Below are 14,425 nucleotides of genomic sequence, written 5' to 3'. Positions count from 1 at the left end.
GAGCGATAGCGCCGTCATGGCGCCCCTGCCCGCGGCGGGGGCGCTTTCCACGTCCAGCCGCCGCAGCCGCAAGGTGCTGCCGGGCTTCAACCTCACGCTGGGGTACACGCTGCTGTACCTGGCGCTGATCGTGTTGATCCCGCTGTCGGCCTTGGTGCTCAAGAGCTTCACGCTCAGCTGGGACCAGTTCGTCGCCGCCGTGAGTTCGCCACGCGTGATGGCCGCCTACCGGCTCACCTTCGGCGCGTCCTTGTTCGCGGCCGTGGTCAACGTCGTCTTCGGCCTGCTGGTGGCCTGGGTGCTGGTTCGCTACAGCTTCCCGGGCAAGCGCGTGGTCGATGCGCTGGTGGACCTGCCCTTCGCCTTGCCCACGGCAGTTGCCGGCATCTCGTTGACGGCGCTGCTGGCCGGCAATGGCTGGATCGGCCAGCTGCTCGAGCCACTCGGCATCGAGCTGGCGTTCAACCCCAAAGGCGTGGTGATCGCGCTCATCTTCATCGGCCTGCCCTTCGTGGTGCGCACCGTGCAGCCGGTGCTGGAAGACACCGAGCGCGAACTCGAGGAGGCGGCGATGTCGCTGGGCGCGACCCGGCGGCAAACCTTTGCCCGCGTGATCTTCCCGAGCATCGCTCCGGCGCTGATGACCGGCTTCGCGATGGCGTTCGCGCGCGCCATCGGCGAATACGGCTCGGTGATCTTCATCGCGGGCAACGTGCCGATGGTCTCGGAGATCGTGCCGCTCATCATCATCGGCAAGCTCGAGCAGTACGACGTGGCAGGCGCCACCGCCGTGGCCGTGGTGATGCTGCTGGCATCCTTCGCGATGCTGCTGGTCATCAACTCGCTGCAGGTCTGGCAGCGCAAGCGATCGGGGGGGCTATGAGTACCCTTGTCCATCGACAGGTGAGCACCACCGAAGCGCCGTGGGTGCGCTGGACCCTGATCGGCATTGCCGGCGTGTTCCTGCTGCTGTTCCTGGTGCTGCCGCTGCTGGCCGTGTTCGTCGAGGCGCTGCGCATGGGCCTCGGCCCCTACCTGGCAGGCCTGGCCGAGCCGGATGCGTGGGCGGCGATCCGGCTGACGCTGATCACCGCGGCCATCGCCGTGCCGCTGAACCTGCTGTTCGGCGTGGCCGCGGCCTGGTGCATCGCCAAGTACGAGTTTCGCGGCAAGGCCTTCCTCACGACGCTGGTGGACCTGCCTTTCTCGGTGTCCCCGGTGGTGGCCGGCCTGATGTACGTGCTCGTGTTCGGGGCGCAGGGCTGGCTGGGCCCCTGGCTGGAGAGCCACGACATCAAGATCGTGTTCGCCGTACCGGGCATCGTGCTGGCCACCATCTTCGTCACCTTTCCGTTCATCGCGCGCGAGCTGATCCCGCTGATGCAGGCGCAGGGCAACGATGAGGAACAGGCCGCCATCGTGCTGGGCGCGAACGGCTGGCAGACCTTCTGGTACGTCACGCTGCCCAACATCAAGTGGGGCCTGATCTACGGCGTGATCCTGTGCAATGCGCGAGCCATGGGCGAATTCGGCGCGGTGTCGGTGGTGTCGGGCCACATCCGCGGCCAGACCAACACCATGCCGTTGCACGTGGAAATCCTCTACAACGAGTATCAGTCGGTCGCTGCCTTCGCGGTGGCCTCGCTGCTGGCGCTGCTGGCGCTGGTGACGCTGGTCGTCAAGACGGTGGCCGAGTGGCGCCACGAGCGCGACATGAAGGCCGCCGCCAACCTGCCGCCAGAGCAGCCCGTCTTCGCATCCCCGAGTGTCTAAGCCATGAGCATCGAGATCCGCAACATCAGCAAGCGCTTCGGCGACTTCCACGCGCTGCGTGACGTGTCGCTGCACGTCGATTCGGGCGAACTGGTCGCGCTGCTCGGCCCCTCCGGCTGCGGCAAGACCACGCTGCTGCGCATCATCGCCGGCCTGGAGACGGCCGACGCGGGCAACATCTTCTTCAGCGGCGAGGACACCACCGACGTGCATGTGCGCGAACGCAACGTGGGCTTCGTGTTCCAGCACTACGCGCTGTTCCGGCACATGACGGTGTTCGAGAACGTCGCCTTCGGCCTGCGCGTGCGCCCCCGCCGCCAGCGGCCCAGCGAGGCGCAGATCAAGGCCAAGGTGCACGAGTTGCTGGGGCTGGTGCAGCTCGACTGGCTGGCCGACCGCTTTCCCTCGCAGCTTTCGGGCGGCCAGCGCCAGCGCATCGCGCTGGCCCGCGCACTGGCCGTCGAGCCCAAGGTGCTGCTGCTGGACGAGCCCTTCGGCGCGCTGGACGCCAAGGTGCGCAAGGAGCTGCGCCGATGGCTGCGGCGCCTGCACGACGAGCTTCACGTCACCAGCATCTTCGTCACGCACGACCAGGAAGAGGCCCTGGAGGTGGCCGACCGGGTGGTGCTGATGAACAGCGGCGTCATCGAGCAGGTGGGCTCGCCGCAGGACGTGTGGGACCACCCCGCCAGCCCCTTCGTGTACGGCTTCCTGGGCGACGTGAACATGTTCCACGGACGCGCGCACCAGGGGCAGGTGCACCTGGATGGCATGCGGATCGAATCGCCGGAGCACGCCGACGCCGAGCACGCCAAGGCCCTGGCCTACGTGCGTCCGCACGACCTGGACGTGCAGCGCTATTCGGCGGACGCGGCCCGCGACGGCATCGTGGTGCAACTCGAACGCGCCATCGTCGTGGGGCCCATCGCCCGCCTCGAACTGCTCCCGCGGAACGAGGGCCAGCCGCAGGACGGGCAGGATCCGCTGATCGAGGCGCAGATTCCCGCGCAGCAGTTCAGGGACGCCGGCTTCCAGGAGGGGGAGACGCTGGTCGTGACGCCCCGGCGGGCGCGGGTGTTCGTGAGTTAGAGTCCCCCCCGAGCGGCGTTCGGCCGCTTCCCCCCAGGGGGGGCGCAACCAGCGGCCGGGCAAAGCCGGTGCCGCGGTAGCCGCTGGATGGGCCTGTCGCTGCGCGCGGCCTTGGTGCGGCCCACGCTTGTGCGGCCTGCTTCGGCGCGGCGCGGGTGATGCGCAGCATCGTGGAGATTGAACTTGAATCTGAAGCATGTCCTTGCCGCGCCCCGCCGGGTGCTGGCCACGGTCTGCGCCGTCGCCGTGGCCTTGCTGGCGTTCGGGCTGTACCTGCAACACGTCCAGGGGCTGGAGCCGTGCCCCATGTGCATCGTGCAGCGCTATGCGCTGGTGCTGGTGGCGCTGGTGGCCGGCGTGACGGCGCTGGCGCGCAGCCGGATGGCCCATGTCGTCGGTGGGCTGCTGGGGCTGTTGGTCGCCGGCTTCGGCGGCTTCGTGGCAGCGCGCCAGAGCTGGCTTCAGTGGTACCCGCCCGAGGTTGCCTCTTGCGGGCGTGACTTCTACGGAATGATCGAGACGTTCCCGCTGCGGCGCGCCATTCCGATGATCTTCCGCGGCAGCGGCGATTGTTCCGCGGTGGACTGGACCTTCCTGGGCGCCACCATCGCCAACTGGTCGTTCATCTGGTTCCTGGTATTCGCGCTGGTGTTCCTGGGGCTGCTGGTGACCCGTCGCTGAACCCTATCCAGGGACTTCCGTCGGAGTCGAGGGCAGAAGGGCACCGACGAAAATCTCGCTGGAGGCGCTCTCGCGCGCCCCGGCGAGCGCTCCCAGGGTCTGGGCCAGCTCCGGCGCCGACAAGCGTCGGGAGCGGACGAACTCCACGATATGCGTGGCGGCTGCATCGTCCAGTTCCGGCAAGGCCCGGATGCACTGGATCAGGTCGTCGATCGAATAGGTGCTTCGGGCCTGCAGGACGGCATGAACGGCCACGGCGGGCGGGAGATCGACACTCCTGAGCCACGCGAGGGTCAATTCGTCGAATCTTGACTCCGCTGCCGCGTCGCCGGTGGCGCGGAAGGTTTTGTAGCCTTCGAGAAGGAGCTGCGCCGATCCGGGCCGGTGGCGGTGGCATCGATCCGCCGAATCCGAGACCCGCTGGATCCAGTCAGGAGCGGTTCGCTCACCCAGTGGCGGCAGCAGTTGCGCGAACACGGCCAGCGCATCGGCGTGGGACAGCAAGCCCTGCGTGACCAACGGGCGCAACACCGTCGTCATGACGGCGGCCGCTTCATAGATGCAACGCCGGGCCAGCGGCCGTGCGATCCCCACCAGCGCATCCTGCAAGGACTGGCCCGCCAGCGGGGTGCCGGCATCCGCCTGGCGGGACGCGAGATCGGTCGCCATGCGGTAGGCATCGGAGATGCCATGGGCGCTCAGCTCCTCGCTGGCGGCCAACTGCACGATGCGGTCGAGCTGCTGTTGACCGGTCAGGTCGCGGGTCTGCGCCGCCTCGATGCGCAAGGGCCCGCGCAGGTACCACAGCAGGCGGTCCACCGTTCGCCCCGCCAGCGCTCCGACGGCCGAGCCGCCCAAGGCACCGATCAGGTAGGCGCTGGTCGCCGGCACTCCGAGCAACAGCAGGGCGTGGGCGCCGGCTGCCGCTCCCACCGGGGCGCCCAGCACGAGGGCAGCGATGCGTCGCCGGGGGTCTCGAAGGCTGGTGTAGCCCAGGCGGCCACTGATCGGCTCGGCACGTGGACGGACAGTGGCGGGGGGGCGGGGAACGAGAGGAGTCGCTGGCATCGCGGTCTTGGTCTCGGCAGGCCTGCTCTTCATGTAGTTCCAAATCATTCGGGCGCAGTGTGCCCGCAACTCATCCTGTCGCTCCTGCTGATCCGTCAATGTTCACAGACCGCCGCACCGGCGTCGTCGGCACTTCACAGGCCCGAGGGATACGTTTCCGGCGGCTCGATGCTGGGTTGCGCCTCCTGGTCCAGGGGTTGGACCGCGCGCGTGCGGTCCAGGTGCACCATGGCGTCGAACTGGGCCGGCAGGCGGGCCTCGAAATAGTGGCTCGCGCGCTCGCTCTGAGGCATGTAGATGACCCCGATGGCCCGCTGCAGTCGCGGCGCGCGCAGCAGGTCGGAGAGCGTGGCGCTGCCGCGCAGCGGCAGCCAGAAAGCCGGCTCGCCGGTCTCGTGGAACAACTGCTCGAAGCTGCCGGGCAGCCCTTCGCGCACGCGTTTGATCTCCACGGGCGCGTCCCAGGCAGACGCGGCCGCCACGGTGCCGGCATAGGTGGAGAAACCGACCAGCAGCGCCTGCTCGCCCCAACGCTGGCGGACGAGCTGGCCGACGTTCAACTCGCCGCGTTCGCCCATTTCGGTGGCGCTGGCATCGCCCAGGTGCGAGTTGTGGGCCCAGACCACCATCTTCGGGGGCGGTCCATCGTCCTTCAGGTGTTCGTCCAGCGCGCGCAGCGTGTCGGTCATGTGCTGGTCGCGAAGGTTCCAGGACGACACGCGCCGGTGGAACATGCTGCGGTAGTACTCCTCGGCGTTGCGCACCAGGCGCGCGTTCTGCTGGGCGTAAAAAGCCTCGTCGCGGTCGGCTCCGGGGTGCGTGCCGAAGCTCGCGGCGCGCCGGTTCATGTCGCGCAGCTGGGCGACCACCTCGTCTTCGCAGTGGGGTTGCAGGCCAAAACTGGCGGCATAGCCGTAGGCCTGGCTGTCCTCCCCCGCATGGTCGAAGCACGCGTAGCGGGCCCGCGCCCGGCGCGCGGCGTCCGGGTCGGTCTTGTCGAGGTAGTCCAGCACCGCCCGGATCGAGCTGTACAGGCTGTACATGTCCATGCCGTAAAAGCCCGCTTGCTCGCGGCGCGGCTTGCCGGCGTTGTGGGCCCGCAGCCACTCGATGAAATCCAGCACCGCGGTGTTGCGCCACATCCAGGTGGGAAAGCGCTGGAAGCCCGCCAGCGCCCGCTCACCGTCCGGGTCATCGCCGCGGCCGCGCACGTAGGCGTTGACGCGCCAGGCATCGGGCCAGTCGGCTTCTGCCACCACGGCGGTGAAGCCGTGCTCGGCGATGAGGCGACGGGTGAGGTTGGCGCGCAGTTCGTAGAACTCGTGGGTGCCGTGGCTCGCCTCGCCAAGCAGCACGATGCGACCGTGCGAGACGAAATCCAGCAGGTCGTCGTCCGCCCGGGTGCCGGCCAGGCGCCGCAGGTGCGGCCCCAGCTCGCGCGGGGACACCGAGTCGCCGTGATCGATCGCTCGAAAGGGCATGGCTTTGATCCTCAATGGGGCAGGGCAGATTGCCGCGCCTGCGCGAGCTGCTGCTGAACCTCCTCGTCGCTGCACTGCGGGAAGTCTCGATACCACATCCCCACGGCGGTGAACGGCTCGGGCAGTGCACCCATGAACAAGCGATCGGCCAGGGGCCGCAGGCGGTGGGCAGCGGCTTCGGATGCCACGGGCGCCGCCACGCCGATCCAGCGGGCGCCTCCCTGGCGCACCGCCCGCACGGCGGCTTCCATGGTGGCGCCGGTCGCCAGGCCATCGTCGACCAGCAGCACGCGGCGGCCGTGGAGATCCAGCGGTGGCAGGCCCGGGCGGTACGCGAGCTCGCGCCGCCGAAGCTCCGCTGTCTCACGAGCCACGACCTGCGACACCTGGTCGGGTCGGGCCAGGGCGCTCGCCTCCGCGTCCATCACCTCGATCCCGCCGGAAGCGATCGCACCGATCGCATATTCGGGGTGGCTCGGTAGTCCGATCTTGCGCACGACGAACACGTCCAGCGGTGCGTGCAACACCCGGGCGATTTCCGCGGCCACGGGCACCCCGCCGCGCGGCAGGCCCAGGACCAGCAGGTCGGTCTCTCCGCGAAGCTCGTCCAGCTCCTGCGCAAGCAGTTCGCCGGCTTCCTGCCGGTCACGCAGCGGCAGGCGGCCGGCCAGGCTCATGCGTGTTCCTCGGCGGCGGCCAGGTGGAATTCGAACCAGTCCGCGGCCATCTCGCCGGCGTGCTGCAGCACGCCCGGCTCTTCCAGCAGCGGCCCACCACCCGGCACCACGGCGAGGCTTCGCTCGCCACGCAGGTGCTGGTAGGCCGCGTCGTGGCGCGCCAGGTTGACCGAGTCACGGCTGCCGACCAGCAGCAAGGTCGGCGCCTTGACGGTGGAGAGCACCGCCGGGCCCGCCAGGTCCGGCCGGCCGCCCACAGAGACCAGCGCCTGCACCAATCTCCCCAGCCGCGCCGCCGCGATCATGCAGACCACGCCGCCCGCGGACACACCGCACAGTCCGAGCGCCGACGCCTTCAGCCGCGGTTCCTGGCCGATCCAATTCACGACATCCAGCACGCGCTGCGTCAGGAGCGGCGTGTCCACGCCGTGTTTGCCGGAGCGGGCCTGCGCCTGCTGTTCCTCGGGGGTCAGCAGGTCGATGGCGAGCGAGGCCATGCCCGCCCGATGCAGTTGCCGCGCGACCGTGCGGTCGTCCAGGCAATGGCGGCCCTGGCCGCGGCCATTGACGAAAGCCACCACCGCACCGAAGCCGGAAGGCAGGAACAAGTCACCTTGAAGCACGCCCGATTCGATCGGAATGCGCACTTCCCGCGTTTGCACTGACGTCGAGTCCATGGTCACCTCTCTCGCGAAGCATCTTGGGCAAGGGGCGCGACGCCCGCTGTCGGCGCGAGCCTCTTGTGCTGTAGGACGGCCCAACGGCCGCGCGGATCGACCCGGCGTGCCGGCATCACCCGCGCGTCAGGCTCCGCTGCGGAGCGTGGCTAGGATCGTGCGACTTCCCTCACTTCGAGCAGCTATCGCCATGTCCACCATCCACGGCAGCATCCCGTACGCCGCGATCGCATCGATCCGGCCCCAGCCCGAGCCCGGCCAGGTGGCGCCTGCCCTGGTGCAGACGCACAGGCCGCGACCCGAACCGCAGGGCCTGGCGGCCACGGGCCTGGACGCCCGGCAAGTCGCTCCGGTGGAGCCGGGGAGCATCGTCCCGGCTTTTCGCCACACGCGTGGAGACGCCCTGTAGGAGCCTGGCCTTTCAGCCCAGGCGCTTGACCAGCACCAGGCTGCGCCGATCCCAGTTGTACTTGCGCTTGCGGGCTTCGGGCAGCCAATCCGCATCGACCTGAACAAAGCCGCGCTTCACGAACCAATGCTTGGTTCGGGTGGTCAGCACGAAGATGCTGTCCAGTCCCATGGCTCGCGCGCGCTGCTCCACGCGCTTGAGGATCTTCTCGCCGTCGCCCTGGCCCTGGCTCTGCGGCGATACCGTGAGCGCCGCCATTTCGCCGGTGCGCGCCTCGGGGTAGGGGTAGAGCGCGGCGCAGGCGAAGATGACGCCGTCGTGTTCGACGATCGTGTAGTTGGCGACATCGCGCTCAATCTCGGTTCGGCTGCGCTTGACGAGCGTGCCGTCGCGTTCGAAGGGTTCGATCAGCTGCAGGATGCCGCCCACGTCGTCAGGCGTGGCCTCCCGAAGCTCTTCGAGTTTCTCGTCGATGACCATGGTGCCGATCCCATCGTGCACGTAGATCTCCAGCAGCAGCGAGCCATCCACCGCGAACGGGATGATGTGGCTGCGCTCCACGCCGGCCTTGCAGGCCTTCACGCAGTGTTGCAGGTAGAAGCCGATGTCGGTGGGGCGTTGAGGGGGCGGTGATTGCGCCAGGATCTGTTCGGCGGTGGCCAGCGGCAGTTCGGTGTCGATGGGGTTGTCCTCCGCCTCGGGCTCGCCGGGCCGCATGCGGATGCCGGGCACCTCGCTCAGGAAAATCAGCTTGTCGGCCTGCAGTGCACCGGCGACGCTGGTGGCGACTTCCTCCATCGTGAGATTGAAGGCTTCACCCGTGGGAGAGAAGCCGAAGGGGGAAATGAGCACCATGGAGCCGAAGTCGAGCGTGCGCTGGATGCCCGCCACGTCCACCTTGCGCACCACGCCCGAGTGCTGGAAGTCCACGCCGTCGACGATGCCGACGGGACGGGCCGTGATGAAGTTGCCCGAGATCACCCGCACCGTGGAGCCGGCCATGGGCGTGTTGGGCAGGCCTTGGCTGAAGGCGGCCTCGATCTCGTAGCGCAGCTGGCCGGCGGCTTCCTGCGCGCAGTCGAGCGCCACCTCGTCGGTGATGCGCACACCGTGCGAGTAGCGCGCGGGATGGTTCTTCAGGCGCAACTGTTCGTTGACCTGCGGGCGGAAGCCGTGCACCAGCACGATCTTCACGCCCATGCTCTGGATCAGCGCCAGGTCCTGCGCGATGTGGGGCAGCTTGCCGGCCGCGATGGCCTCGCCGGCCAGTCCCACCACGAAGGTCTTGCCCCGGTGCATGTGGATGTACGGTGCCACCGAGCGGAACCAGGGCACGAAGGTGAAATTGAAGACGGTGGACATCGTGGCGCGACAGGAGGAGCCGCAAAGTGTACGGGCCGGGGTCCCGGGGCTGCGCCCGATAATGGCGGGTTTTTTCACTCGCGCGCCCCCTTTGTCCGACGTACGCATCACCTTCCCCGAGACGCTGCCGGTCTCAGCCCGGCGCGAGGACATCACGGCCGCGATGGCGGCCCACCAGGTGGTCATCGTCTGCGGCGAGACCGGCTCGGGCAAGACCACCCAGCTGCCCAAGATCGCGTTGGCCATGGGCCGCGGCCGCCTCAATGCCAAGCCCGGCCAGCGCGGCCGCTTGATCGGGCACACCCAGCCTCGCCGGATCGCCGCCTCCAGCGTGGCCCGGCGCATCGCCGAGGAACTGCAGACGCCCCTGGGGGAGGTGGTGGGCTACAAGGTGCGCTTCCAGGACCGGCTTTCGCGCGAGGCTTCGGTCAAGCTCATGACCGACGGCATCCTGTTGGCCGAGACGCAGACCGACCCGCTGCTGCAGGCGTACGACACGCTGATCATCGACGAGGCTCACGAACGCAGCCTCAACATCGACTTCCTGCTGGGATACCTGCGGCAGATCCTGCCGCGCCGGCCGGACCTGAAGATCGTGGTCACCTCGGCCACCATCGATGCCCAGCGCTTCGCCGAGCACTTCGCCTCCGCCCAAGGTCCCGCGCCCGTCATCTACGTGTCGGGTCGCACCTACCCGGTGGAGGTGCGCTGGCGGCCATTCGAAGAGTCGCGCGACTTCGGCCTGAACGAGGCCATTGCCCAAGGCGTGGACGAGCTCTGGCAGGGCGGTGTGGGCGGTGACATCCTGGTCTTCCTGCCGGGCGAGCGCGAGATCCGGGAGGCCGCGGACCACCTGCGGGGGCACCTGTCGCACAGCGCGCTCACACGATCGGCCGAGGTGCTGCCGCTGTTCTCGCGGCTGTCGCAGGCCGAACAGGACCGCATCTTCGAGTCGCACGCCGGTCGCCGGATCGTGCTGGCCACCAACGTGGCCGAAACCTCGCTCACCGTGCCGGGCATCCGCTATGTGATCGATGCCGGGACGGCCCGCGTCAAGCGATACAGCTACCGCAGCAAGGTCGAGCAGCTGCTGGTGGAGCCGGTGAGCCAGGCAGCGGCCAACCAGCGCGCCGGCCGCTGCGGCCGCGTGGCCAACGGCATCTGCATCCGGCTCTATGACGAGAAGGATTTCGCGGGCCGCCCGCCCTTCACCGATCCAGAGATCCTGCGGTCCTCGCTGGCCGGCGTGATCTTGCGCATGAAGTCGCTGCACCTGGGCGCGGTGGAGGACTTCCCCTTCCTCGAGGTGCCGCAGCGCCGCGCCATCACCGACGGCTATCAACTGCTGGGTGAGCTGGGCGCCATGGACGAGGCCAACGAACTCACGCCGGTGGGCCTGGAGCTGGCCAAGCTCCCGCTCGATCCGCGGGTGGGCCGCATGATCATCGAGGGCCGCCAGCGCGGCGCGCTGGACGAGGTCCTGGTCGTGGCATCCGCGCTGTCGGTGCAAGACGTGCGCGACCGGCCCATGGACAAGCAGGCCCAGGCCGACCAGCAGCATGCCAAGTTCGACGATGACAAGAGCGAGTTCTCGGGTTACCTGAACCTGTGGCGCTGGATCCACGAGTCGCGGGGAGGCACGCCCCCGGCGGCGGCCGCGGCCGCGGCCGTGGGCGCCAAGGGCGCTGCGGCCGCGCCCACGCACAAGCTGTCCAACCGCCAGTACGAGCAGCTGCTGCGCCAGAACTACATCAATGTGCGCCGGGTGCGCGAGTGGCGAGACATCCACAGCCAGTTGCTCACCGTGGTGACCGAGCACAAGTGGCCGCTGAACCGGCAGCCTGCTTCCTATGAAGCCCTGCACAAGTCCATGCTGGCCGGCCTGCTGGGCAACATCGGCTGGAAGACCGAGGAAGCGGCCGCGGCGGGATCGGGCTCGTCCGAATACCTGGGTGCGCGCGGCATCAAGTTCCACCGCCACCCCGGGGCCCACCTGAGGAAGCGACCCGGCCGCTGGATCGTCTGCGCCGAACTGGTCGAAACCACGCGCTTGTACGGCCGGGGCATCGCGAACATCGAACCCGTATGGGTCGAGGAGGTGGCGGGTCACCTGCTGCGCAGGCAGCTGCTCGACCCCCACTGGGAGAAGAAGCACGCCGAGGTGATGGCCCTGGAGCGCGCCACCCTCTATGGCCTGGTGATCTACAGCGGCCGGCGCGTGCCCTACGCTCGCGCCGACCAGCAGGGCGCGCGGGAGATCTTCATCCGCGAGGCGTTGGTGGAAGGGCAGTGGGAGACCTCGCTTCCCTTCCTGGCGGCCAACCGCAAGCTGGTGCGGCAGGTGCAGGACCTGGAGCACAAGTCGCGCAGGCAGGACGTGCTGGTCGACGAGGAACTCATCTTCGCGTTCTACGACCAGCAGCTGCCGCCCGACGTGTACAACGGCCACAGCTTCGAGGCCTGGTATCGCGCCGAGAGCCGGAAGAACCCGCAATTGCTCAAGCTCACGCGTGACGAGCTGATGCGGCACGAAGCCGCGGGCATCACCACCGAGGCCTTTCCACGCACCATCCGCCTGGGCGGCGTGGACTGCACCACGGCCTTTCTCCACGAGCCTGGCGATGCCCGTGACGGTCTCACGGTGTCCGTGCCGCTGTTCGTGCTGAATCAGGTCAGCGAAGAACGCGGCGAGTGGCTGGTGCCCGGCATGCTCAAGGACAAGATCCAGGCCTTGCTCAAGAGCCTGCCGCAAAAGCCGCGCTCGCGATTCGTGCCGCTGCCGGAATCCGCTGCGCGACTGGCTGGCGAGATGTCGGCGCCCGAGGTCTTCGGCCAAGGTTCGCTGGTGGACGCGTTGCTCAAGCGGGTGCGCGACGAAACCAGCCTGGACGTCAAGCGAGCCGACTTCAAGCTGGACATGGTGCCGGCCCACCTGTTCATGAACTACCTCGTGGTGGACGAGCACGGCCGCCAGCTCGGCATGGGCCGCAATCTCGGTGCGCTGAAGGCGCAGTGGGGCGCCAAGGCCAGGGGGGCCTTCCAGGCTTTGGCATCGCTGATGCCGGCTGCGCCGGCTGCGGCGACACCCGTGAGCGCGCCCGTGCAGCCAACGGCGTCACCCACCGGGCCGGCGACCACCGCCCGCGCAAACCCGGCCCGAACGCACGACGGGGCGCAGCGCTACACCGCCTGGACCTTTGGCGAGCTGCCCGAGCTGATGGAGATCCGCAAAGGATCGACCAGCATCATCGGGTTTCCGGCTTTGGTGGATCAGGGCGACGCCGTGGCCATCGAGGTCTTCGACGAGCCCGCCGTCGCCGCGGCGAAAAACCGCGCAGGCCTGCGGCGACTGTTCGCGCTGCAGATTCGTGATGCGCTCAAGTACCTGGAAAAGAACATACCGGACCTGCAGAAAATGGCCGTGGCCTACATGCCCCTGGGCACCCTGGAGGAACTCCGAGGGCAGGTCATCGACGTGGCGCTGGACCGCGCCTTTCTCATGGACCCGTTGCCGGCCGATGAGTCGGCCTTCAGGCAGCGACTGGAGGAGGGCAGGGGGCGCCTGACCCTGATCGCCCAGGAGGTGGCCCGCCTGGCCGCCGTGATCCTGGCCGACTACGCGACGGCGCTGCGCAAGATCAAGGACACCAAAGCTGCGCCAGAGGCCACCCAGGACGCGTCGCAGCAACTGCAGCGCCTGGTGCCCATGCGCTTCCTGCTGGACACGCCCTGGCCGGCGTTGCAGCACATCCCGCGCTACCTCAAGGCCATCGTGCTGCGGCTGGACAAGCTGAGGGCGGACCCGGCGCGAGACTCGGCACGGCTTGCCGACGTGCGGGCGCAGGAGCAGCGCTACTGGCGGCTGGTCGCCGAACGCAAGGGCGTGTCGGATGCCCGCATGCAGGAGTTCCGATGGCTGCTGGAGGAGCTGCGGGTGAGCCTGTTCGCGCAGGAGCTGCGCACGCCGCAGCCCGTCAGCGCCAAGCGGCTGGACAAGGCGTGGGGGCAGCTGACGCACTGATCAGGGTGCGCCAGCGAGCGGCCAGCCGGGTCGCCGCTTGCCGGGGGCAGATGGCCTTATCGCTGCGAGGGGTCCAGACCCGTGGAAGGGTTGCCGAATCCGCTGTGTCGCGCCCGCGGGGCAGGTTCGCTGAAGGCGAATGCCGGCGCGGTGTCGGCCGCGTCCATCTCGCGGCCTTCGCGGTTCCGGCTTCCATTTCGCGGACTGGGCGCGGCCTATCATTTCGCTCCATGCCCGTCCACGACATCCTCAAAATGGGCGACCCGCGGCTGCTGCAGCCTGCTCGCCCGGTCGACGCCTTCGGAACCCCTGAACTGCACGCGCTGGTGCGCGACCTGTTCGACACCATGGCCGCGGCCAATGGGGCCGGGCTCGCGGCTCCGCAGATCGGCGTGGGCTTGCAGGTGGTGATCTTCGGCTCGGACGAGCCGAACCCGCGTTACCCCGATGCGCCCGTGGTGCCGCAAACGGTGTTGGTGAATCCGGTCATCACGCCCCAGGGCGACGAAGAGGAAGAGGGCTGGGAGGGGTGCCTGTCGGTGCCCGGCCTGCGCGGCGTGGTGCCACGCTGGCGGCGGATTCGCTACAGCGGTTTCGACCCGGAAGGGCAGCGCATCGAGCGCGAGGCCGAGGGCTTCCACGCGCGGGTGGTGCAGCACGAGTGTGACCACCTTCACGGCGTGCTGTACCCGATGCGCGTCAGGGACTTCAGCCGGTTCGGCTACACGTCGGTGCTGTTCCCCGGCCTGGATGGTGGCGACGACTGACCCGCCGTCCCTCTGCCGCCCACGTTCCTAGGGCACGCTGTGCCGACGAACCGGAGCCTCCCCCGGCGGCGTGTTGTTGTTCATCAAGTCCCTGAAGTCATGGGTCGCCGATGACCGGACGATGCGCGGCCAACGCTCGCCGAGAGGTGTTGCGGCGACGGCGCCGGCCTCGGTCCGCAGCGCAGTGGCCGCGGGTGGTGGCAGCGATGTGCGCGGGATCGAGGCCGTGCCGGCGAAGCCTGGTGCACCCGGACTCGCCGAGCTGGTCGGACCCGCCGCTGCCGCAGCAGCGCTGCTGCTTGACGGCGTGGCAGACCAGGCGTTGCGCTGAATGGAAAAAGTCATCGAGCAGCTTGAGTGAATGGAGGGCCCGAAGCCTAGAAGGCGCGTCGGGTCCACCCTGTCTGTTCCCGGACGGGC

General features: G+C 68.8%; 13 protein-coding genes. 8 read left to right on the top strand and 5 right to left on the bottom strand.

The genetic code is table 11. The features are described 5' to 3' along the window. The first annotated feature begins 16 nt into the window (after positions 1 to 16). From cysT to JI739_RS00645, 4 genes are all read left to right on the top strand, one after another. A complete protein-coding gene (cysT, locus tag JI739_RS00660; RefSeq protein WP_435531593.1) occupies positions 17 to 883 on the top strand; it encodes a sulfate ABC transporter permease subunit CysT in 867 nt (288 codons plus the stop codon). Continuing rightward, on the top strand, positions 880 to 1,773 hold the full coding sequence (gene cysW, locus JI739_RS00655) for a sulfate ABC transporter permease subunit CysW (RefSeq protein WP_201681922.1): 894 nt from the start codon (positions 880 to 882) through the stop codon (positions 1,771 to 1,773). Before cysT ends, cysW begins: the two co-directional genes overlap by 4 nt. 3 nt (positions 1,774 to 1,776) lie before the next feature. Further along, the gene (locus JI739_RS00650) at positions 1,777 to 2,862 is read left to right on the top strand and encodes a sulfate/molybdate ABC transporter ATP-binding protein (protein ID WP_201681921.1); all 1,086 of its coding nucleotides are present in this window, start codon (positions 1,777 to 1,779) and stop codon (positions 2,860 to 2,862) included. A 183-nt stretch (positions 2,863 to 3,045) separates the two neighbouring features. Next, entirely contained in the window at positions 3,046 to 3,543 is a 498-nt protein-coding gene (locus JI739_RS00645) for a disulfide bond formation protein B (protein WP_435531583.1), read from the top strand. Between the two features lie 3 nt (positions 3,544 to 3,546). Here JI739_RS00645 and JI739_RS00640 read toward each other — a convergent pair whose 3' ends face one another. From JI739_RS00640 to JI739_RS00625, 4 genes are all read right to left on the bottom strand, one after another. Next, complete coding sequence (locus JI739_RS00640) at positions 3,547 to 4,362, bottom strand: hypothetical protein (RefSeq protein WP_201681919.1); 816 nt, start codon at positions 4,360 to 4,362, stop codon at positions 3,547 to 3,549. Positions 4,363 to 4,745: 383 nt separating this feature from the next. Next, positions 4,746 to 6,092: an erythromycin esterase family protein gene (locus JI739_RS00635; RefSeq protein WP_201681918.1), complete on the bottom strand. Its 1,347-nt coding sequence runs from the start codon at positions 6,090 to 6,092 to the stop codon at positions 4,746 to 4,748. 11 nt (positions 6,093 to 6,103) lie between these two features. After that, entirely contained in the window at positions 6,104 to 6,769 is a 666-nt protein-coding gene (locus tag JI739_RS00630) for a phosphoribosyltransferase (protein WP_201681917.1), read from the bottom strand. Then, positions 6,766 to 7,446, bottom strand: a complete 681-nt coding sequence (locus tag JI739_RS00625) for a dienelactone hydrolase family protein (RefSeq protein ID WP_201681916.1) — start codon at positions 7,444 to 7,446, stop codon at positions 6,766 to 6,768. The genes JI739_RS00630 and JI739_RS00625 overlap by 4 nt, the downstream gene beginning before the upstream one ends. A gap of 190 nt (positions 7,447 to 7,636) precedes the next feature. Here JI739_RS00625 and JI739_RS00620 point away from each other — a divergent pair, with 190 nt between their 5' ends. Next, positions 7,637 to 7,855: a hypothetical protein gene (locus tag JI739_RS00620; RefSeq protein ID WP_201681915.1), complete on the top strand. Its 219-nt coding sequence runs from the start codon at positions 7,637 to 7,639 to the stop codon at positions 7,853 to 7,855. A 12-nt stretch (positions 7,856 to 7,867) separates the two neighbouring features. Here JI739_RS00620 and argA read toward each other — a convergent pair whose 3' ends face one another. Beyond that, on the bottom strand, positions 7,868 to 9,217 hold the full coding sequence (gene argA / locus JI739_RS00615) for an amino-acid N-acetyltransferase (RefSeq protein ID WP_201681914.1): 1,350 nt from the start codon (positions 9,215 to 9,217) through the stop codon (positions 7,868 to 7,870). A 61-nt stretch (positions 9,218 to 9,278) separates the two neighbouring features. On the opposite strand from argA, the gene hrpA reads away from it, so the two are divergent. The 3 genes from hrpA (at position 9,279) to JI739_RS00600 (ending at position 14,336) form a co-directional block, all read left to right on the top strand. Further along, entirely contained in the window at positions 9,279 to 13,238 is a 3,960-nt protein-coding gene (hrpA, locus tag JI739_RS00610; protein ID WP_201683251.1) for an ATP-dependent RNA helicase HrpA, read from the top strand. Between the two features lie 230 nt (positions 13,239 to 13,468). Continuing rightward, positions 13,469 to 14,005 carry a peptide deformylase gene (def, locus tag JI739_RS00605; RefSeq protein ID WP_201681913.1) on the top strand — a complete coding sequence of 179 codons (537 nt, stop codon included), beginning with the start codon at positions 13,469 to 13,471 and terminating at the stop codon, positions 14,003 to 14,005. Positions 14,006 to 14,081: 76 nt separating this feature from the next. Then, positions 14,082 to 14,336: a hypothetical protein gene (locus JI739_RS00600; protein ID WP_201681912.1), complete on the top strand. Its 255-nt coding sequence runs from the start codon at positions 14,082 to 14,084 to the stop codon at positions 14,334 to 14,336. Positions 14,337 to 14,425: the final 89 nt, after the last annotated feature.

Source organism: Ramlibacter aurantiacus (genome assembly GCF_016722895.1).
Classification (GTDB): domain Bacteria; phylum Pseudomonadota; class Gammaproteobacteria; order Burkholderiales; family Burkholderiaceae_C; genus Ramlibacter; species Ramlibacter aurantiacus.
The sequence above is the reverse complement of the archived record's forward strand: the minus strand, read 5'-3'. Positions and strand labels throughout refer to the sequence as shown.